This is a genomic window from Methanoculleus marisnigri JR1 (assembly GCF_000015825.1).
GTDB lineage: Archaea > Halobacteriota > Methanomicrobia > Methanomicrobiales > Methanoculleaceae > Methanoculleus > Methanoculleus marisnigri.
On the sequence record NC_009051.1, the window covers coordinates 113904 to 133014 of the forward strand.

General features: G+C 57.8%; 21 protein-coding genes. 14 read left to right on the forward strand and 7 right to left on the reverse strand.

Features of this window, described 5'->3' with window-relative positions; all coding sequences use genetic code 11:
* The 4 genes from MEMAR_RS00600 (at position 1) to MEMAR_RS12575 (ending at position 3472) form a co-directional block, all read left to right on the forward strand.
* Positions 1 to 957: a hypothetical protein gene (locus MEMAR_RS00600; protein WP_245526620.1), complete on the forward strand. Its 957-nt coding sequence runs from the start codon at positions 1 to 3 to the stop codon at positions 955 to 957.
* 38 nt (positions 958 to 995) lie between these two features.
* A complete protein-coding gene (locus MEMAR_RS00605; RefSeq protein WP_011842980.1) occupies positions 996 to 1571 on the forward strand; it encodes a hypothetical protein in 576 nt (191 codons plus the stop codon).
* Between the two features lie 502 nt (positions 1572 to 2073).
* Entirely contained in the window at positions 2074 to 3078 is a 1005-nt protein-coding gene (locus tag MEMAR_RS00610; RefSeq protein ID WP_011842981.1) for a hypothetical protein, read from the forward strand.
* Between the two features lie 19 nt (positions 3079 to 3097).
* Entirely contained in the window at positions 3098 to 3472 is a 375-nt protein-coding gene (locus tag MEMAR_RS12575; protein WP_011842982.1) for a hypothetical protein, read from the forward strand.
* A 525-nt stretch (positions 3473 to 3997) separates the two neighbouring features.
* Here MEMAR_RS12575 and MEMAR_RS00615 read toward each other — a convergent pair.
* The 5 genes from MEMAR_RS00615 to MEMAR_RS00635 all read right to left on the reverse strand — a co-directional run bounded on the left by MEMAR_RS00615 (position 3998) and on the right by MEMAR_RS00635 (position 7284).
* Positions 3998 to 4192, reverse strand: a complete 195-nt coding sequence (locus tag MEMAR_RS00615) for a hypothetical protein (RefSeq protein WP_011842984.1) — start codon at positions 4190 to 4192, stop codon at positions 3998 to 4000.
* A 172-nt stretch (positions 4193 to 4364) separates the two neighbouring features.
* Positions 4365 to 4838, reverse strand: coding sequence for a winged helix-turn-helix domain-containing protein (locus MEMAR_RS00620; protein WP_011842985.1), 474 nt, complete (start codon positions 4836 to 4838; stop codon positions 4365 to 4367).
* Between the two features lie 119 nt (positions 4839 to 4957).
* Positions 4958 to 5773, reverse strand: a complete 816-nt coding sequence (locus MEMAR_RS00625; RefSeq protein WP_011842986.1) for a hypothetical protein — start codon at positions 5771 to 5773, stop codon at positions 4958 to 4960.
* A 26-nt stretch (positions 5774 to 5799) separates the two neighbouring features.
* Positions 5800 to 6576, reverse strand: a complete 777-nt coding sequence (locus tag MEMAR_RS00630; protein ID WP_011842987.1) for a PepSY domain-containing protein — start codon at positions 6574 to 6576, stop codon at positions 5800 to 5802.
* Between the two features lie 15 nt (positions 6577 to 6591).
* The gene (locus MEMAR_RS00635) at positions 6592 to 7284 is read right to left on the reverse strand and encodes a hypothetical protein (RefSeq protein ID WP_011842988.1); all 693 of its coding nucleotides are present in this window, start codon (positions 7282 to 7284) and stop codon (positions 6592 to 6594) included.
* Between the two features lie 534 nt (positions 7285 to 7818).
* Here MEMAR_RS00635 and MEMAR_RS00640 point away from each other — a divergent pair.
* The 7 genes from MEMAR_RS00640 to MEMAR_RS00670 all read left to right on the forward strand — a co-directional run bounded on the left by MEMAR_RS00640 (position 7819) and on the right by MEMAR_RS00670 (position 14643).
* A complete protein-coding gene (locus MEMAR_RS00640) occupies positions 7819 to 8817 on the forward strand; it encodes a phospholipase C/P1 nuclease family protein (RefSeq protein WP_143706281.1) in 999 nt (332 codons plus the stop codon).
* 20 nt (positions 8818 to 8837) lie between these two features.
* On the forward strand, positions 8838 to 9521 hold the full coding sequence (locus MEMAR_RS00645) for a hypothetical protein (protein WP_245526621.1): 684 nt from the start codon (positions 8838 to 8840) through the stop codon (positions 9519 to 9521).
* A gap of 11 nt (positions 9522 to 9532) precedes the next feature.
* The gene (locus MEMAR_RS12380; protein ID WP_011842991.1) at positions 9533 to 10726 is read left to right on the forward strand and encodes an META domain-containing protein; all 1194 of its coding nucleotides are present in this window, start codon (positions 9533 to 9535) and stop codon (positions 10724 to 10726) included.
* Positions 10727 to 10865: 139 nt separating this feature from the next.
* Positions 10866 to 11315, forward strand: coding sequence for a hypothetical protein (locus MEMAR_RS00655; RefSeq protein WP_011842992.1), 450 nt, complete (start codon positions 10866 to 10868; stop codon positions 11313 to 11315).
* Positions 11316 to 11342: 27 nt separating this feature from the next.
* A complete protein-coding gene (locus MEMAR_RS00660) occupies positions 11343 to 11789 on the forward strand; it encodes a hypothetical protein (RefSeq protein WP_011842993.1) in 447 nt (148 codons plus the stop codon).
* A 559-nt stretch (positions 11790 to 12348) separates the two neighbouring features.
* Complete coding sequence (locus tag MEMAR_RS00665; RefSeq protein WP_187147928.1) at positions 12349 to 13671, forward strand: zinc metalloprotease; 1323 nt, start codon at positions 12349 to 12351, stop codon at positions 13669 to 13671.
* Between the two features lie 117 nt (positions 13672 to 13788).
* A complete protein-coding gene (locus tag MEMAR_RS00670) occupies positions 13789 to 14643 on the forward strand; it encodes a hypothetical protein (protein ID WP_011842995.1) in 855 nt (284 codons plus the stop codon).
* A gap of 73 nt (positions 14644 to 14716) precedes the next feature.
* On the opposite strand, the gene MEMAR_RS12385 is transcribed toward MEMAR_RS00670, so the two are convergent.
* Both MEMAR_RS12385 and MEMAR_RS00680 read right to left on the reverse strand, forming a co-directional pair.
* The gene (locus MEMAR_RS12385) at positions 14717 to 15190 is read right to left on the reverse strand and encodes a winged helix-turn-helix domain-containing protein (protein WP_052291837.1); all 474 of its coding nucleotides are present in this window, start codon (positions 15188 to 15190) and stop codon (positions 14717 to 14719) included.
* Positions 15191 to 15318: 128 nt separating this feature from the next.
* Positions 15319 to 16116, reverse strand: coding sequence for a hypothetical protein (locus MEMAR_RS00680; RefSeq protein ID WP_011842997.1), 798 nt, complete (start codon positions 16114 to 16116; stop codon positions 15319 to 15321).
* Between the two features lie 518 nt (positions 16117 to 16634).
* Here MEMAR_RS00680 and MEMAR_RS12850 point away from each other — a divergent pair.
* From MEMAR_RS12850 to MEMAR_RS00695, 3 genes are read left to right on the forward strand one after another with little or no spacing between them, the layout of a single operon-like run.
* Entirely contained in the window at positions 16635 to 17336 is a 702-nt protein-coding gene (locus tag MEMAR_RS12850) for a hypothetical protein (protein ID WP_011842998.1), read from the forward strand.
* The gene (locus tag MEMAR_RS00690; protein ID WP_011842999.1) at positions 17333 to 17914 is read left to right on the forward strand and encodes a hypothetical protein; all 582 of its coding nucleotides are present in this window, start codon (positions 17333 to 17335) and stop codon (positions 17912 to 17914) included. Before MEMAR_RS12850 ends, MEMAR_RS00690 begins: the two co-directional genes overlap by 4 nt.
* 4 nt (positions 17915 to 17918) lie before the next feature.
* Entirely contained in the window at positions 17919 to 19025 is a 1107-nt protein-coding gene (locus MEMAR_RS00695; RefSeq protein WP_011843000.1) for a hypothetical protein, read from the forward strand.
* Positions 19026 to 19111 lie beyond the last annotated feature (86 nt).

Here is a 19111-nt window from a genome sequence, read left to right on the forward strand (position 1 = left end):
ATGAAACTAATTGGAGTTAGTGCCGGTGTCCTGGCGCTTCTTGGAGTCATCTGCGTTGTCAGCATACCCGTGTTTTTCAGCGACAGTCATACACCTGACTGTGGTCAATCCAACCAGATAGGTGGCGTGAAATCGGCGGGTGCTGCAAACCTCACCTACACCGCCTCTGTTCCGTTCCCGCCGACGCCTGCGGAGGTTATCCTGTATCGGGTGCTGGAGCCGGAGATCACGACGGAACTTGTCTCATCGATGGCGGAGAAGATAGGCCTGAAGGGAACGGTGCGCGAATCGTACGACCAGATGCTGCTCTCCGATGAACCCCACTCGTTGGAGGTTCATATGAAGTCGGGGAGAGTCGCTCTGATTGATATCCCCCGTTGGATGAACCCGAACGACAAAGACCTGCCGGAAAGCCTTCCTTCGGACGATGAGGCGATCCAGATCGCAACACAGTACCTGGAGGAGACCGGGCTGATGCCCCCCGATGCAATCCTGTGTGGCGTTGCCCACCCCCAAATCGTTGAGTATAACGAGGATGGTGAGGTGATCGGTATCGCCTTTGAAGACGTCCAGGTCTCTTACTCCCGCACAATCGACGGTCGGCCGGTTGTGGGTTCGAAATTGACGGCTGAGATCGGCGGCGGCGGGGATATCCTGAATGTTTACAAACTCTGGAGAGACTATGCCCCGGAGAAGGAGATAGCAGTCATAACGCCACAGGAAGCTTTTGAAGAATTGAAGGCGACTGGGCTGGCGGTCGACGGAAAAGGCCCGACCGCGGTTATCACCGGGATCGAACTTGGGTATTATGAAGCACCGGCGATGGATGAGCCTACCTACCTCGTCCCGGTCTACATCTTCAGGGGCGAGGTGCGGGATGAGACCGGGGGAACCGCATTCGTCAGATACATCCCCGCGTCCCCCGACCTTGGGGAGGGTATCCCGGCGGTAAAGTGACCGCCCCAGGTTCCTCTTCTTTTTCGGAGCGAAATTCTATGAAGAAGATTCTGTACCTCGTCATCACCTGTGCCGCCGCGGGCATGCTGGTCCTGGTTGGAATACATATACTCCCGAACCCGGATCTGCAAGGGCCGGGTGAGATACCGACGGAGGTTCCGGAGAACCGAACACCCCGCCCGACAGGCGTTCCCCGGGAGAATACATCATTTATCGAGATTCATCATGCAGGAGACCCGGGCGTTATCCTCTATCCAGGAGATCCCGGGTATCCTGCCATCGAAGCAGAGTGCCGCGAGCAGATCCGGAGCACCTGTGGTCAGTATAAGATGGGGTTCTCGCGGGTTGAGCTGGACGCCATGAAACAAAACGACACCTATGTCGCGATGCATCTCCCTGCTCCCACGAGATTCGAGACGGGTTATATCGTCGATGGGTCGCCGAAGGAGATCCTTGCAGACGAAGCGGTCTTCTTTCTGGATTTCGAGGACTGGCCGGAGAACATAATCATCATGCGACTGGGAGATGTTTGCGGGGTCTGGGACGCTTCGCGCGACCGGGAAAAACTTCGGGTTCTGGCTGATCCGTTTTTGGTCGGTCGGGCCGCGTCCTGACAGGCGTAGACGGTCAGTGGTATATATTTGCATTTCGTCTGTTCAAAACAGACCCGTCCAATCGGCAGAATACGATCAACGCCTCCGCGCCGGCAACCGGGATGTATGAGGGGAATAGTTTTCGGCGGTCTTTGCCGGGAACAACTGCGACGGTGCCCGGTTCCGTGGGGGGAGGTTCGACGAGCGTGGCAGGGCCGTGACCATTATCCCGGCGCCCGACGGCGGGTCCTGTCTCCAGGGGCAGGAATTATTGTCCTGCCATAAGAAGGTTTATGATGTGTTCGGTTCCAGCCGAACGATGACTGCTGATTTTATATGTTCTAACGACCCAGAATCGCATCGAGTGCCGCATGCGGTACCCGCTTGTGTGCGGGGGCACCCATCCCCGGTTGACGCCCCGAATGACACGCCCCGCAAGCCCGGAGGCAATGGAAGTGTATGCACTTCCTGCACTTGAAGGTATGCTCTTCCCGCCTCCGGGGAAAAACCGGAGGAAAAACAGATGAACGGAAAAATTGGACTGCGGGCATTCTCCACACTCCTGGCGATAATGCTGGTGAGTGTGGTGATGGTGCCGGCGATGGCAATGGATGCCGGGGCACTCGATATTGAGAAGCTGGACATCGTGGATCCTGCAACACTTCAGGAACGATCTCCCTCGTTCATCAGCGAACTCCGAAGCAAAGGATGTTCCGAAGAAGAGATTGCCGAGGCAATCCGTAGCCTGCCGCGAGTTTCATACCTTGACGGATGGACAGAGGCTGATGACGAACGGGTATCGCCCCTTTTGCAACAGGCAAGGGATGAGGTGAACTATTCGATGTACGGCGAGATAGATCCTCTGACAGAGGATGGCGTTTCGGCAGTAAAGATGTGTTCTTCAGGCATCTGGCTGTTTGACACAGTTTTTCAGGGTGTTAATGGATGGGTACATCCCGGACTGATGGAATGCTCCTCGGATGGCACCAGACGCCAGTTTCTTACGACCCATCTTGGAAAAAAGATCGGTACGACCGCTAACTGGATCGAGATAGGTATAGAGTCAGTCTGCGATGATCCGAATCCGGCTCGCTACCATGTTTTCACCTATGATAACAACAACATATCACGACCGATGGTTGTGCATAGTAACCTTACCAACGGCGACAGGGATTACAATTTCGAGATCTACGTAAGTGACGTGCAGTACCCGGAGGGCTATCCCTATATGATCTTATGGGAAGGACAGGTCGTCCGGGTCGGTCACGTTCCGTTTGCGGAAGGCGATCTGAACGAGGTACACGAATACGTCAGAAACGATCCCGGATCATTCTCCGATGTATCAACCTCCTATGTGTGTGATTCCTACGTCTATTACGACGGATATGGTGTATGGTGGAACGAGCAGCTGGATGCACAGTTAGCACACCCGACACAGCTCCATGCAGATACGCAGGAAGGTGTTTATGGCGATTTCTACAGACCATGGTGGTCGAATGCATACAGAATCGACACGTGGATCGCGTGAACAAAGAAGAATAGGGTTGATGGTAATCATCTCAGTCCTCCTTTTTTGTTGTACGGGTTGCGTTGAAGAGCAACCGGTGAATCAATCGAAATATATCAATATTTCACTTACAGAACCCATCTCTCAAGCAGATGCGGTCATCGTTGCCCTTTCCTATCCGGGAGTTGCTAAAACAATTGAGAATGATTCGTTCCGGATCACCGTCGGAAAGCTCACCGTCTCTGACGTACGTGAGGGAAGGCTTAAAGAACACCATATGGTCTACATCGATCGCTTCAATAGCACTACGCACGAACCGCTCGAAGGTTTACAGGTTATTGTGACCTACGACGGGGACGTTTACAAAATCTGGCGGTCGTTCCCTCCAGTTAATTCTTCAATTGCTGCAGAGTGAACAGCCTCTGCAGGACCTGGTATAGATGCCAGCCCCGGAGCCCACCCCGGCAAAAGAGCCCGGGCGGGCCGGGAACCTGACTGTCATCCGGGCAACCGGGGATTCGAAACCCCCGCAGGCCGTCCCGATCCTCTCGTCGTGGAGGGATATCGGACCGGAGATATGTGAGCCGACCGAAGAAGATTGGGCTTTTGTCAAAGATGCCGCAACGGATCTGTCGGAAGAAGAGAAGACCCGGTTTGTTACAGAGGTCAGAAAGATACCTGCGGGGAATCGACACTGCCCCCGGAGGAGCAGGTCGATCTGGAGAGGGGACTTGGGTACTACCTGATTAAGGCAACCGAGGGAGTAGAGACAGCCCTTTAACTGCTGAACGATCCAGCCGTATCTGTAGTATTACTATGCCGGCGATCAGGTCCTGGCGTACCGATCGGCAGATCCCCCTTCCTGTGTGTTCCCGGGGTTATCGAGTTCTTCGTAGTTAAACCAGGGATGGTCGGTGATCGGGTTGCGTCCCCTCCTGCCCTACAGTAGCACCGTCGTCATCAGCGGAACCGTAACAGACGACCCGTTCGTCGAGACAAAGACGATCTGAGAGGTATGCCGGGCGTCGGCAAAGACCCGGGTGAGGAGGGGGGCGACACTTGCCGCGCAGATCCGCCAGTTGTCGACCATCTCCCACGCCAGGAATGTTACGTGCATCGTCCCGACGATGATCATCGCAAATGGTGTGGTTACCCGGCTGAGGGGGTCGACCGCATCGATGGATGGGGCTCGTGCTCTCCACCGAGCCGACGGAGGCGCGATCCCGATCGAAAAACGGGGAGGTTGAAGGTGGCGACGTAGAAGGGGAAGTCGTCGCCGAAGAGCGGCTGTGCGGACAGGAAAGAAACTACGCCGGTATAGGGGCGGTTCTCCGCCGGCACCGCAACGCGATGTACCAGAGCACAAATGTCACGCCGAGGAGCGCCTCGCCCGCGTAGAGGAGGAGGGGTTCCCTGACGACGCTCCCCCCCTGGACGACAAAACCGCGGAGATACGAGGTCACGCAGAGCACCCCGGCAGTCATGGCAACCAGGGATGTGCCGAGGAGGAAGATGATCCGGTGGTCTCTCCCGGGATGAAGGATCCGCCGCCCCTTCTCCGTCAGGGTGTAGTCCCGCCATTTCCGGGCGTTCTCGTGGGCCACGAGATCCGCATCGGCCAGAACGGCAAGGTGTTCGTGGACAGTCGACTTTGCAAGACCGAGCCCGTCGGCGAGCTCGCTCATCGCCATGGGCCGGATATCGAGCGCTTTGAGGATAGCGACCCGGACGTCGGAGGATAGTGCAGCGATATCGCCCCGGTCGAGCGTGACTTCTTCCATGATTTGAAATCTCTCCGATATGGGTCTGGTCCGAAACAATCAGGTACTCCCCTGCCGGGAGAGAAAAGCGTTCCGGAACTGTCCCGGTACTGCCGAAAAAGAGGATGCGCCGATCTCCGTCATTCCGCCCGGAGGGTCGGGGGTGGGACCGGTTCCGGTGCACCTATCCCTACTACGACGAACGTTGCCGATCCCCCCGGGAGGCGGTCCCTGTTGAGGTTGGGGTCCGGGGTAGAGCCGGGGTCGATCTCTTCTTTCCAGGAGGTGTTGGAACCCGGTATGGTGACGGTCGCCCGCCGGAAGTCGAAGTCGATCGGTGTGCCGTTCGGGGTCGTGAGGGTGTACGGGGCGGCAAGACCGATCGTCAGGGAGAGGACCTCCTCCGGGCCGGGCTGCGGGAGGTCCGCCATCACCCGCACCTCGCGCCACTCCCCGGCGGCGAGGTCGTCGACGGGCAGCGAGGTCGAGGCGCCGGGGAGGACATCCCCCTCCGGCGACCCGGTGGTGGTGTTCAGGCTCGCGGTTTCCGTCGTCACGGCAAGATCGGCCCGGGCGCAGTCTTCGCCCGCGAGGTTCCGGATGAAGAAGTCGAGGCTGATCCTGTCGCTCTCGATTGCGATATCGGGAGTGTACCGGATATCCTCCGGGCGGGCCGGGTCGAGGCTGTAGCGATCCCCGAGGGAGATTGTCCGGTTCCAGGCGGTGGCGTTCTCGAGATGCCAGGTCTCGTTATCGGCGTCGTAGGTGATGATCGGGCTCTCACAGGGATCGGGATACTCGAACCCCGGCCCGAACGGCAGTATCCAGTTCACCCGCTTGAGCGGTTCCTGCACATGCTGCTGTCCCGGGGGAAAGGCGGTGAGTATGGCGAGGTTTACCGCAGCAAGGATGAGAACGGCGCCGATACCGAGCCATATCCATGTCTTTGAGTGCATTGTATCACATTAGGAAAAGAGGTGATTTAGAGGTATGGACTCACCATCAGCACTTCTCCGGTCTGTGCGTCGATAACGACAAGCCCTCCCTGGAGAACGTGGTCCTCCGGCTCGCCACTCATCGTGATCACCCATGTCAGCGTCTGTACGTCCGGTCGGGTGTACTCGACGGAGAGGTCGGCCGTTGCACCGGTCACCCGGATTCCCGGGAACTGCCCGGCTACGATCTTCAGCGCCTCGTCCCGGGAAAGTTTTGGCTCAAGCGAACATTTGATCTCCCGCTGGATCCCGATGTACGAGACGATCTCGCCGGTGCTCGGGTTAAGGTTCACGACGACCGTGTTCGGCGTGAGGACACCGCTGATCTCTTCTCGCCAGATGTACGAGTACTCGCTGCCCGCATCACCGTGAGAAACCAGGTCCGATCTGGTAAGCTGCATACTCTTCTTCGCAAAGCCGCTGTACTTCTCTTCGGCGTAGGCCCTTGCCGTTACTTCGGCTGCGGCCCGATCCAGCCGGACATCGCGGCAATCCTTCCGTGCGGAGTCGAACGTGGCACGTTCGATCACCCCGGTCCGGGCGTTGGCGTAAACCTGTCCGTCTCCGGTACCAAAGACATAGTACTCTCCCAGATTCAGGCGTTCAGTCTTCTGGTACTGGACGGTTGCGTCGGGTGCGTTAAGAAAGTCCTGTGCTTTTTCTTTTGCGGTATCCACCCCGATCGGGGCGTTGGCATCAGTTGCCGACACGATCGAGACCGCGACGACGAGGCATAGCATTGCAACAATGTATATCCGTTTCATGATTGAATCACCTCATTAATAGACTCCGTAGCGAGCGGGAGTGAGATAACTGTTGTAACTGCCGGAGATCTCGTAGGTGTCCACTCCATGGTAACCGAACGGCCAGTGCAAGTAGCAGTCGTCCTTTGCATTGCTTGCGGCGCTTGCAACGGTCTCCCCGTTTCGCAACCGGTCCCAGAAGCTCCCGGACCAGCACTTTCCGTTTTCGACCTCGACCTCGCCGTCGAACCCCAGGCAGATGTCTGCGCCTTTGTTCATGGTCTGCTGGAGAAGATCTCCGTTGTAAGGGTTGTAGTGGGACGTATGGCAGGCGAGGTAGACCGCGAGCAGGACATCCCTGATGTCGGTCCCGTAGTCAGTTATGTAGTACCGGTCGTTTCCCGGGTAGTGGCCGTCGGTGTCGGCAAGTATCCAGGATTTCGAGGAGAACTTTATCCCACCGCCTTTATGCGAGTCGTCGTAGTAGAGGCCGTGGCCGTTGAAGAAGAACACCGCATCCGACCTGAACTGACCGTAAGCCGTCGATGCGTGTGCATTCGTGGACGACGAGCTGGAGTAGTACATCGCTGCCTGATCCACCCGTGCGTCGTAGGCCGTCGGCGTCGTATCCGAACAGTCATAGTTGTGCGCGGGTGGTGCGGCGCTGGCGACAGCAGGCAGAGCCGCGAGCAGGAAGAGTGCTGCCAGCATGTAGATCCATGGTTTCATAAGTATCCCTCAAGGAGCGCCCGGGCATTCCTGCACCCGGAACTAAACCCGAATTCGAGGGGGAATCTTATAAAGCCCGCTGTCGTCGTTCGGTTCTGGCCGAATAAACCTTAAACTTTGCGATCCGGTCCCGGATGGTGAGGGCGATCCGATCCCGTGGCGGTGGTGCTGCCGTCGACGTGCAGCACGGCTCACGGAAAGCCTGGTTTTGCACGTATAGTCCCTTACGAAGCGGACTCGTCCGGAATACACCCGCTGGGTAGGTAGCCAATCTGTGGATGGTCATCCTATAGAAACATTTTTGTATTGTTCGGAAAAATCCGACGGATTGCTGCGGGTTTTATATGTTCTAATGACCTAAAAGCGTACCGGGTGCCGCGTGCGGTGCCCGAGTGTGCGCGGGGGTCCCTCCATCCACGGTTGACGCCCAGATGATAGAGCCCCGCATGCCCGGAGGCAAAGGGAATGTACGCATTCCGTGTACTTAAAATGTGTGCCTCTTCTGCCTCCTGGAAGGAATCGAGGAGAACAATCATGAATGAACTACGCAGGATTGGAAGAATATCCATCCTCTTGGGAGTGCTGCTTTGTGTAGCACTTATATCGACAGCGAGCGCAGGGGAGGTTACTCTTGAGCGTTCATTTCTGCAAGATGAGGCGGCGCTTGATCATTACGCGCACCTATCCCCCGATGAGCAAACGATAGTGCTCAAAGCGTTAGAGGAGACATACTCAGAGAGCAAATTTGAGGAGACCACCGCAGAACTGAAGAAGATCTGGGATGGAACGTCAGCGCTGGAAGAGACAGAAAAGCGGGAACTACTGGCATCGGTAATCGCCAGTGTGTTTACCTACTATTGTCCGGACACTTCTCGTCAGATAAGCCCCATGTGGGGTGGTGCAATTGGTGAGAATCCTGACGGGGTTCACAATGCCCTTGCTGGGATTGCCGGGCAAAAGAGGGGCTGGGGATATTCACAGACAAAAATATTGGATGCAAACTCGAGAGACCCAGATACCTGGGGTCTTGAGCAGATGGTCGAGCACTATCTGGACGGTGCCCCATTCTTCAGCAACGCCCCGGATAAATGCAGTTATTACGCAAATGAAGCGAGGACCCAGATGAGGTCGAACCCCTATAGTGAGTCTGCCTGGCGGTGCCTATCCTGGTCGATGCATTATATGAGCGATCTGTCCATGCCGTGGCATACTCAGGGTGTAGCCGATCCGGCACAGCTGGCGACGCATACCCTTTATGAGGGATACGTGCAGGAAAAGTTCACCGATCCTGAGTATGGGTTTAAAGCGGCTCTTGTGTCGGCCCCTAATACCTGGGTCGTAATATCTGACCCCGCTTCGAGTGCGCGATCTCTAGCATCCTACTCTTCAGCAAGGTATTCTGGACTTCAATTGAAGATTGTGACTATTCCTTTTGGGTGGGGAGAAGATGACTGGGTCAAGTCGACAACCAAAGATCTCTTGAAAGAGGGTCTCAAGTATAACATGGGTCTCGTCGAGTACGCGACACACTAACCAAAACCTTTTTTGGTGAAATGATGAACGAGCAACGTAAGAAAATCCGGAAAGCTATACTGATCGGGCTCGCCGCGGTCTGCATCCTCGCCCTGATGATCTTCCTCATCTTCCTTGCTGTTGGGTTCGTCGAGATCATCTCACCGAATAACTCCTACGCGATCGAGATCACCGGCCTATCCAGTCTTGCCGTGAACGGCACCGCCACGGTCATGGTCCCGATCCCGGCGAATGTGGATGGTGTTCCGGCGATGTCGGAGGAGGTGCTTACTAGTCGTTATCAGGCCTTCGGATGGCGGACGGCGATCCGGGAGACGCCGTATGGGAAGATGCTTGCGTTCACGACCACGGACGGCTACGGGCCCGGTATCTCCGTATCGTCTGGTGAGTTCGAGAAGAAAGAAGAACCCCGGCTGCTCGTGCCCGTGCTTGCGACCCCTGAAAATGTGAGCGTCGAAGAATTCAGCCGGTCATCGGGCGGGACCTACACCACGGTCGTCTTCCTCGACGGCTTCATCCCGCCGCCGGAGAACGCCACCCCGATCACGTTCAACCTCAGGTACCAGGGAGGCGGAGGCATGAAACACCTGATAAAGGAGAACGTCTGGACGACGACGGTGAATGCGACCGTGCCAGGCACAGCATCCGGGTTCATCCCGATCCCGGCCGAATATCATGTCACTCCCGGGGGGCTTTATCTTTGACGGGCGAACCCATGCGAAAGAACTCCCGGCGGGCCGTGAGGGTCGCTCTCGCCGGACTGCTCGTATTCGTCGTCTGCCTGGGAGTTCTCGTTTTCACGCACTCTGCAGGGGCCCGGGACGATACTCGATTGCCGCCGGACGGAAACCCATCGTTGCTGGCGAATGATAATCAATCCCCGCTATCCGGGCGGTCATGGCATCTTACCTCCTATTGGACGGAGGAAGGAGAGGTCCCCGTCATCGAGAAAACGGACCCAATCATCGCGTTCACCGACGCCGGGCGGGTCAGCGGCACCTCCGGGTGCAACATCTTCTTCGGCGGCCATGACCTCTCCGGCAGCACGCTCAGGATCCACGACATAGAATCGACAAAGATGACCTCGACCCCTGAGGTGCTCGACCAAGAGAAAGTGTTCTTCACACTGCTCCAGAAAACGAGAGCCTACACAATAGACGGAGACTGCCTCCGGTTGTTCGATGCATCCGGAAGGGAGATCCTCTCCTTCACCAGTCAGACACAACCGCTCCAAGGAAAAGCGTGGTATCTTTGGTCCCCGCGGAACGATACGGGAGGGGCCGTTCAGGACCCCGGTACCGACCAGATTTCATTGCAGTTTCTGGGTGAAAGCCAGTTCCGGGGGACCGCCGCGGGCACCGATTACTGCGGGACATATGAAGCGTCCGGGGATACCATTCGGTTCGGGCCGGCGGAGGGATGGGTCGAACTGCCCGAATGGTACTCCTCGCTCCTGAAACAGGCGCACGGTTACCGGATAATCGGGGCTCAACTCGACATCATGAACGAGAACGGTCACTCCATCATGTCGTTTACCCGGATGCCCCCTTCACTGGTCTCGGTCGATTGGTATCTGCAACAGCACCGGGCGGCGGATGGACCCGGCCTCCTGACACCGGAGGGGACGTACGACCTGATACTGTTTATGCCGGACGGTATGATCACCGGAATCATCCACGGAATTCAGTTATTTGCGCAGTACGATGCAGACGACTCATCGATATCATTCGGCCCCGTCGCCATGCTTATTGCGGAAGATGATGATCCCGGAAAGGCGAGCGAATCACGGGAGATGATCGAGTCGATGTTCGGAGAAGCGAGAACGTATTGGGTCTGGAACGGCACGCTGGAACTCTCTTCCGGTGACGGGAAACCCCTGGTGACGATGGCGAACACGCCTGCGCTATAAGCGGGATGCCGCCCCGGGACCCCGGCGACCCTATGATTTTGGGCGGTACAGGAATCGGGAGCAGAATACATCAACAAAGGTGAATGGAAATAGGACGATCCTATTTCAGCGAGATTGGGTGAAAAGCATAGAGGAGATCATGAAGTCGAAAGTCAACAGACGTTTGGTTATCGAGGGGGTTCTGGCGTTCATCGGCGTCATCCTCCTCGTTGCGATGGTTGTGCTCATGTGCACCGCCCTCTTCAACTGGCTCGAAGCAAGCGGTGGATCCCCGAGATTGGACGTCTGGGAGATCAGGGGCGAACTGCCGCCGGAAAATGCATCGATCATCCACCTGACCGAGAAAGACTTCGAGCAGCACCCGGCGCTCGACTCCGCAATCCGGGGCGACAACCGGGGTCCCGGACCCTGGTATTCGGGAGACACACCGTACGGTGTCCTCGACGAGCGAACGATTGGGAGCGCTCCGGTGACATACCTAGAACGGGAAGTACTTATCGAGTCGTTTGGTCCCGATGTCGAGGCGAGAAACCAGCCGTACATCGAATACGAGGGTGCGTATTACTACTTTCTCATCCTGATCCCCTAAAATCGGGTCAAAACAGGTGCTATTGGAATGGAAGAAGATAAAAATCCGAAATCAAGAAACCGGCTCAAAACGGCGGCCCTCGTCGTCGCCTGTGGTCTTGCCGGCGTCATCGCCATCGCGCTCGGCCTCATGCTCGCCGACGCCCTCATCATTTACGCTCACGAGAGTTCTGGGGAACAGCCGATGTTCTACGTTATGGAGAGAGCGGAGCCGGGGGGGAGCGTGATCGTTCCCCTGACTGAGCAGGACTTCGAACAGCACCCCGAACTCGCCGCAGTCATCCGGGGTGAGGAGCGGAACCCCTCGGCGTGGGAGTGGGGCTACCGGGATCAACGTGTCATCGGGGGAACTAAGGTCTCGTACACGGAGAGCAAGGCGCTCCATGATGCCTACGGTCCCCGAGAGGGGAGGGGGCTGTACCCGCTCATGGAGTACGAGGGTGCGTATTACGTGGTCCTGACGACATGGCCCTGAAGGGGAGTCCCCGTCGCCCGTGCTCGATATGCATCGCCTCTTTCCACGGGGGAGGCAAGTCGGAGGAAGTGAACTGAACCACAACATCAGTCTGGGCGTCACCGCCTGGCCTCGGGCCACCCTATCCCGCTATTATCCGGCCTTAGAGGCCGACTGGGGGAAAATCTCGGGAGGTACCATTCTCCCCCCTCAGCGAAGAAAAGGTTTGGGTTTTTCTGTTCCGAACCGGTTCTCCAGAGATCGGGTGAGTGCATCCTTTCGGGCACACCCCCTGGCGGGGACGGGGGCACACTGCCGTGCGATCGCCCCACAATGAGAGGGTTTAAGATGAATTCGGAAAAAAACGGACGATGGCTGCCGGTTTTATATGGTCTCATGACACAGAATCGGATTGGGTGCCGCGTGCGGTACCCATTTGTGTGCGGGGGTCGCCCATCCCCGGTTGACGCCCCGGATGACGCGCCCCGCAAGCCCGGAGGCAAAGGGAACGTAAGCGTTCTGCGTACTTAAACATGTGCCTCTCCTGCCTCTGGGCTAGAATGTTATGGAGGTAGGTTACATGAAAGGAAAAACTGGACTGCGGGCATTCTCCATGCTCCTGGCGGTAATGCTGGTGAGCGTGGTTTTGGTGCCGGTAGTGAGTGCTTCAGCCTCCAATAGTGGAGGTGAACAGATGTCTAACAGATCCGTTAGCGAGAAGGCTCTTGTCCACTTTGGGGATCTGACAGAGATGAGAATTGTTGATGAAAGAGCGGTCAACGTGAAAATTCCCTTTTCGATAAAGAACTACGATTTAGTAGTCTTTGACCTGCCAAAAATCCGGGAATATCTGCTTCATGGTGATCAACTAACAGTGTACCTAGAAGGGCAGCCTTACACGATGGATCTACAGGAGACGACGATTGATACAGAAGCTATTGCTAAAGGGATCCATTCCTTCACCGGCAGTCTCGCTGGTGTTGAAGATAGCCAAGTGCTTCTTACGGTTGGTAACAAAGTTCTGCTGGGCAGAATTGTTATTGATTACACCGAATATTTCATCGAAAGCACCTCGATGCAAGATTCGAAATCGTCAAGTGCGTTCTTACAATATGTGTACTCATCAAAGGATATTGTTCCCGAAGGCGACACGATCCCCATCGACTCCCATCTTCTTTCAACTCATGCAATCGACGAAAAAGCATATGCGCTGAAGAAAATGCTTGAAGAACAGGCTGATCCGCGTGCAACTGTCACTGTGAGAGTTCTTGTTGCTACCGATAGCAAATGGATGACAGACGAGCCTGATTGGCAGGATACAGCGGCAGCCATCATCCAGTATTGCAATTATGACTTTAACACCCTCGGAGTGAACATCGTGCCCATATATGATACTTCGAAGGCACAGCAGCTCTCCAGCGATCCGCAGATTATCAACTCTTCACTCTCAACATTCAAAAAATATTTCCCCGAATCATACCTAAATTCGAAATCCGCGGATCTCGGCTTGTATTTGGGCGGTTATGACTCCATCGAATTTGAAGGAGTTGGATCCTCAGGGGGCTACGACTTCCCCAGCCTTTGCAGATATGCATGGGCGCAGATGGCAGACGATCCCTCTACCTATGACGCTGTGCTCAAAGACAGAGCGGTTGTAACCATGCATGAATTGGGACATGCTTTTGATGCGGCCCATGAATATGCACCCAACCAAACAGAGACCTATAACAGAGCTTACCAATTTTACGAACATAACAGGTACTATCAGACCGTTATGTGGGGGTGTTTCATGAAAACGGCCTGGCTGCAATTTTCGGCAACCGATGGCTTTTATGGCGATGCCAACCATGATAACTCGCGGAGAATTACTGAAACGAAGGGTGTTGTCGCATCCTATTGTTAAGGTCGGGGATCAACTTCCCCTGCTGGTGGTGAGTACAGGTGCCGGCAATAGTTCCCGGAAGGGGTGGAGCGGGCTTGCCCCTCACCCCTCAGAACAGATCGCATGTGGTGTGCTGAAATGATCCAGAAAAATCCCCTGCTCCCGGCTCTGCTTCTGGTTGCCGTGGCTACGGTGCTGGCGGCAGGTTTTGCGGTTTTCGGACCCGGCACGGAGGTCGCCGATACCACAACCCCGCAGGAGCGGGTCCTGGTCCATATCGACTCTTTCACGGAGAAAAGAGACGCCTCGACCCGGGATCCCGGCGATCTCGGGATCCCGTCGTCAGTCCGGCGCTACGACCTTGTGGTCTACGATACGCAGGCAATCCGGGACCGCCTACTCAGCGGCGAACCGCTGATCGTGTACATCGCCGGGCTGCCCTACACGGCGGACCTGCAGGAGTCGTTGCACGACCCCGAATCCCGCAGTGCGGGGAGGCACTCCTTCTCCGGCACGCTTGACAGGGGGGGCGCGGCGCTTCTGACCGTCAGCGACAGCGTTTTTCTCGCCCTGTTCAGGATCGGTGGTGTCGAATATTACGTGGAGAGCACGAAACAGCACGACACCGTATCTCCAGAGAGAGTTCTCCACTACGTCTACTCTTCCGCCGACGTCGTCCCGGAAGGGCCGCCCGCAATGCTGAGTGGCTACTACCTCATATTGCACAATATCAGCAACGGGAGGGCGGAATATTACGGGTTCGATCTTCCTGCAAACTGGACCGAGGCCGACTTCCGGAGCGCCGGGTACGATATCGCCCGGCTCACTGATGCCGATTTCGCCGAACTCCCCACAGTGAACGAGACCCTCCATAGCGGCGGCCTGGAGGTGCCGCTATCCGAAGACGAGGCGGGACGTATCGCAAAGAGTTACCGGGGGAAGATCGTGGAGTATTGTGGGAGTTACTATCTGATCGACTTCATCGAAAGTTAGGCGGCACCGGGGTGAGGCAGGGGATTCCGGTCCCACGCCCCAGGAGCAGGCGTTTATGCGACTGAGAGAGAAACTACGCCGGTATAGGGGTGGTTCTCCGCCGGCACCGCATCGCAAGGTACCAGAGCACGACCGTCACGCCGAGGAGCGCCTCACCCGCGTAGAGGAGGAGGGGTTCCCGGACGACGCTTCCTCCCTGGACGGCGAAACCGCGGAGAAATGATGTCACGCAGAGCGCTCCGGCCGTCACGGCAACCAGGGACGTGCCGAGGATGATGGTGATCCGGTGATCCCTCCCGGGATGAAGGATCCGCCGCCCCTTCTCCGTCAGGGTGTAGTCCCGCCATTTCCGGGCGCTCGCGTGGGCCACGAGATCCGCGCTGGCGAGAACGGCAAGGTGCTGGTGGACGGTCGACTTTGCAAGACCGAGTCGATCGGCGAGCTCGCTGACCGTCATCGGCCGGGAATCGAGCGCTTTGAGGATCATGACCCGGACGTCGGAGGAGAGAGCGGTGATGTCGTCCCGATCGAGCGCAATTTCTTCCATACCTTGAAATCTCTCCGTCAGCGGGCCTGGCCCGAAACGATCAGGTATTCTTCCGCCAGGAGAGAGAAGCATTCCGGAACCCGGAGGGTTCCGGTAAGGCCGAAAAAGAGGGTATTCGGCGAATCCCGTCACACTGCCCGGAGGGTCGGCGGCAGAACAGGTTCAGGTGCATCTTTCCCCGCTACGACGAACGTCGCCGACGCCCGGGGAAGGCGGGCCCTGTTGTAATCGGGATCGATCGCGTCCCCGCCGGTGAGGGTGGGGCCCGAGGCGACGCTGCTCATCTCCCGGAGATCGAAGATGATCGGCGTGCCGTTCGGGGTCGTGAGGGTATACGGGGCGGCAAGACCGATCGTCAGGTAGAGGAGTTCCTCCGGGCCGGGCCGCGGGAGGTCCGCCGTCACCCGCACTTCGCGCCACTCCCCGGCGGCGAGGTCGTCGACGGGCAGCGCAGTCGCGGCGCCGGGGAGGACATCCCCCTCCGGCGACCCCGTGGTGGCGTTCAGGCTCGCGGTCCCCGTCGTCACGGTAAGGTCGGCATGGGCGCAGTTTTCGCCCGCGAGGTTCCGGATGAAGAAGTCGAGGCTGATCCTGTCGCCCTCGACTAGGATATCGGGAGTGTACCGGATATCCTCCGGATGTGCCGGATCGAGGCTGTAGCGGTCATCGAGGGAGATGGTCCGGTTCCAGGCGGCGGCGTTTTGCAGGCGCCAGGTCTCGTTTACTCCGTCGTAGACGATCACCGGGCTCTCGCAGGGGCCGCGGTACTCGAACCCCGGCCCGAACGGCAGTATCCAGTTCACCCGCTTGAGCGGTTCCTGCGCGTGCTGCTGTCCCGGGGGAAAGGCGGTGAGTATGGCGAGGTTTGCCGCAGCAAGGATGAGAACGGCGCTGATACCGAGCCATATCCATGTCTTCGAGTGCATTTGATCACGTCAGAGGGTTCGGAGCATCCGGAACCATATCTGGATCCGGGGTGAAATCGTATAAAACCCACTGTGGTCGTTCGGTTCCAGCCGAATGAACCTTTAACATTGCGATTTACTTATGGCGGCAGGAAGATGGCAGTTTCCGGGACTGCCGACCTAATCCAGAGGTTTATGATGCGTTCGGCTCCAGCCGAACGATGGGTATCGATTTTATATGTTCTAACGGCCTAAAAACGTGTTAGGTATCGCGTGCGGCGCCCACTTGTGTTTGAAATCCCCTATCCACAGTCGACGCCCGGATGAAGAACCCTGCATGCCCGGAGGCAAAGGGAACGTAAGCGTTCTGCGCTCTCAAACATGCACCTCTCCTATCTCAAACGAACGAAAACGGAGTTCGAATAGATGAAACCAAAAACCGGAATACAGGCATTCTCTCTGCTCCTGGCACCGCTGCCGGTGAGTGTAGATTTTGTGCCGGTAAGATCGTAGATAGCGATCCTGGATGAGGTGAAGAAATGGAGAAAAAACGGCAACTCCTGCCGGTAATCGTTGTACTTCTGCTGACGGCATCGGTCTGTCCAGGACCCGCTTCTGCGAATCCGGTTGCCGATGGATATAACATAACTGTTGAACGTGCAGAACTTACGGATGACGAATATACCGCGGCCGTTGAATTCCTCAGGTCAAGCGAACATGTCGTTGATACGCGAGGCTATCTACCAGAGTTCAAAGACGCTCAACACCGTCGTTCATGGTATAACTTCCTGGAGAATCTCACAAGCGACACGTTCGACTCAGTAAAACCCTATCTTTACCCGGATGGCCCTGTTATCGGTTTTGGCTACGATATTGAAGGGTATGTTGGAATCGGTATTGTGGAGGAATATCCTCGGGATAAAGCCAGCGTTGCGGTGGACGAGATATACACAATGCTGAACGGAGAGGCAGAAAAACTGGGAGTTGAAGATATCCCCGTCAAGGTCAGAACTGTCGACCCTGACAGTCTCGAACTTGATGTGCTGATCGATCCGACGGACGGCGAGACACCGCCGGCCGTGCTTGCGGAACCCGCAGATATGACGACGTACCGGGGATCCGGGGGTGCGTACAGCATCTTCTACAACCCCGTGCTCCTCGGGTGTGCTCTCGGGGCCGTGATCGTGCTCGCGGTGGGCTACTACCTCATCCGGAGGTCCCGCGGGAAGGACGCGCCGTGAGTCTGCTCATCTTTCCGGCCGTCGCCTTCGTCCTCGCGTGGCCGTTCGCTCTCATAACCCTGGTCGGGAAGCTGGGACAGGAAAAGCGGCGCCCGGCGGTTTCGCTCGGGATAGGGATCGTGGCGGTGGCGTCCGGCACGATCGCCACGGTTTACGCGGGCGCTCCCGCCACTCCGCTGGTATCCGGGATAATCCTGCTCTCGATGGTTACGGTCTCGGCATCCGCCGTGGCGACGGCGTGTTTCCTGTTCGGGAACGTTGCTCCGAACGGCAGAAGACTATGTGCTGCAGCCGGGTCGCTGCTTCAGCTGCCGTTCCTGGTTGCCCAGTTCGTGGGTCCCGATAGATTACCCGGCGCCGCCCCGCCGGTCTTCGCGGAAAAACTGCCCCTCCTGGGCATACTCTTCGATGCCCTTGCAGCAGCGATCGGAACCGCCGGGGAGATCGGGTACCGGGGTTTCTTCTCGCTCGGTCTGCTGGCCGGGCTGTACCTGGAGGTATTCCTCGGTGCAGCGGCTGTCTGCCTGGTTGCGGGCATCGTGATGGGCAGCCCGGGTGAAGGTGCAACTGGAGGATGAAGCGATGACACCGACCAAAAGAAACCTCCGGATCTTTGCGGCGGTTGCCGCGTTCATCCTGCTGACCGTCGTTGCCGGATGCCTCGACCGGCCGCTGACCCCGGGCCATCGCACGCTGGAAGGGGACGTCTGGGTGCTGAAACTGGGCGATGCCGGGGACCGGGAGTGGTTCACCGTCATCGACAGCGGGAGGTTCGACGAAGCATTCTCCATCGTCGAGGTTCCCGGCGGCTACGCGATTGCCGGTTCGGTCTCGGATGCAGGCGAGTTTCATCCGACGCCGCGGGTTATCCTCCTCGATCGAGAAGGGGCGGTGACGTGGAATACGACCTACCCGACACCGGACGACCGCCGCGGGACGGGGATCGCACCTGCCGGTGCTGGAGGGTTCGCCGTCGCGGCCTCCCGGGGCCTCCTCATCCTGACGGACGCAGATGGGAGCGAGCGGCACCGCACGGACCTTGCCGCGGAGGGGGATTACTGGGCGATCGCACCCTCGGGTGCCGGAGGCTGGATCGCGGCTGGTGACGACCAGGTTGCGAGGATCGACGCTAACGGCAGCGTCGCCTGGCAGGAGCCGGCCGGAGGCGTGAGTCCGGTTTCACTCCCGATCATCGTCCCGGATCCGGCGGGAGGATGCCTCGTCGCCGGGGAAGCAGCAGGGGCGCCCGGAACCGTCATAGCGGCGAAGTTCGACGACCGGGGTGCACCGGTCTGGAACACGACGGTCCAGGGCAGCCCCGGAGAACAGTACCTCATCTCGGCAGTGCGGCAGGACGTGACCGGCGGCTACAGCCTGCTTGCCGGGTTCACGGGTGCGGAACCGGCGGGAGTTCTGGAGGTCTCGCTCGGCGAGGACGGGAGCATCCTCCGGCAGAACGCGATAAACGCCTCGGCTCCCGTAACCTGGACCCCTGACGGCGGGTACCTCTCGGCGGCCCTCGCCGAGAACGACTACGGCGGTGCTCAACTCCGGGTGGAGAGGTTCGATGAGGACGGAGCCGCGTCATGGACGTCGACGCAGCGGCTGGACGAGTACAGCAGGCTCGTGGCCCTCATCCCGACGGCCGATGGCGGATCGGCGGTGCTTGGGATGTACATGAAGTACTGATGCGGGTGAGGGTACCGATTTCTGACGTGGAACCAATCCGGCAGGTCCGACGTGTAGACGCGCGCCACAGAAATCGTTTATAGAAG

Bases quoted from the DNA above. Each gene is read 5' to 3' on its own strand.
- MEMAR_RS00600 (WP_245526620.1), top strand. From the start codon at position 1: ATGAAACTAATTGGAGTTAGTGCCGGTGTCCTGGCGCTTCTTGGAGTC.
- MEMAR_RS00605 (WP_011842980.1), top strand. From the start codon at position 996: ATGAAGAAGATTCTGTACCTCGTCATCACCTGTGCCGCCGCGGGCATG.
- MEMAR_RS00610 (WP_011842981.1), top strand. From the start codon at position 2,074: ATGAACGGAAAAATTGGACTGCGGGCATTCTCCACACTCCTGGCGATA.
- MEMAR_RS12575 (WP_011842982.1), top strand. From the start codon at position 3,098: ATGGTAATCATCTCAGTCCTCCTTTTTTGTTGTACGGGTTGCGTTGAA.
- MEMAR_RS00615 (WP_011842984.1), bottom strand. From the start codon at position 4,192: ATGATCATCGTCGGGACGATGCACGTAACATTCCTGGCGTGGGAGATG.
- MEMAR_RS00620 (WP_011842985.1), bottom strand. From the start codon at position 4,838: ATGGAAGAAGTCACGCTCGACCGGGGCGATATCGCTGCACTATCCTCC.
- MEMAR_RS00625 (WP_011842986.1), bottom strand. From the start codon at position 5,773: ATGCACTCAAAGACATGGATATGGCTCGGTATCGGCGCCGTTCTCATC.
- MEMAR_RS00630 (WP_011842987.1), bottom strand. From the start codon at position 6,576: ATGAAACGGATATACATTGTTGCAATGCTATGCCTCGTCGTCGCGGTC.
- MEMAR_RS00635 (WP_011842988.1), bottom strand. From the start codon at position 7,284: ATGAAACCATGGATCTACATGCTGGCAGCACTCTTCCTGCTCGCGGCT.
- MEMAR_RS00640 (WP_143706281.1), top strand. From the start codon at position 7,819: ATGAATGAACTACGCAGGATTGGAAGAATATCCATCCTCTTGGGAGTG.
- MEMAR_RS00645 (WP_245526621.1), top strand. From the start codon at position 8,838: ATGATGAACGAGCAACGTAAGAAAATCCGGAAAGCTATACTGATCGGG.
- MEMAR_RS12380 (WP_011842991.1), top strand. From the start codon at position 9,533: ATGCGAAAGAACTCCCGGCGGGCCGTGAGGGTCGCTCTCGCCGGACTG.
- MEMAR_RS00655 (WP_011842992.1), top strand. From the start codon at position 10,866: ATGAAGTCGAAAGTCAACAGACGTTTGGTTATCGAGGGGGTTCTGGCG.
- MEMAR_RS00660 (WP_011842993.1), top strand. From the start codon at position 11,343: ATGGAAGAAGATAAAAATCCGAAATCAAGAAACCGGCTCAAAACGGCG.
- MEMAR_RS00665 (WP_187147928.1), top strand. From the start codon at position 12,349: ATGAAAGGAAAAACTGGACTGCGGGCATTCTCCATGCTCCTGGCGGTA.
- MEMAR_RS00670 (WP_011842995.1), top strand. From the start codon at position 13,789: ATGATCCAGAAAAATCCCCTGCTCCCGGCTCTGCTTCTGGTTGCCGTG.
- MEMAR_RS12385 (WP_052291837.1), bottom strand. From the start codon at position 15,190: ATGGAAGAAATTGCGCTCGATCGGGACGACATCACCGCTCTCTCCTCC.
- MEMAR_RS00680 (WP_011842997.1), bottom strand. From the start codon at position 16,116: ATGCACTCGAAGACATGGATATGGCTCGGTATCAGCGCCGTTCTCATC.
- MEMAR_RS12850 (WP_011842998.1), top strand. From the start codon at position 16,635: ATGGAGAAAAAACGGCAACTCCTGCCGGTAATCGTTGTACTTCTGCTG.
- MEMAR_RS00695 (WP_011843000.1), top strand. From the start codon at position 17,919: ATGACACCGACCAAAAGAAACCTCCGGATCTTTGCGGCGGTTGCCGCG.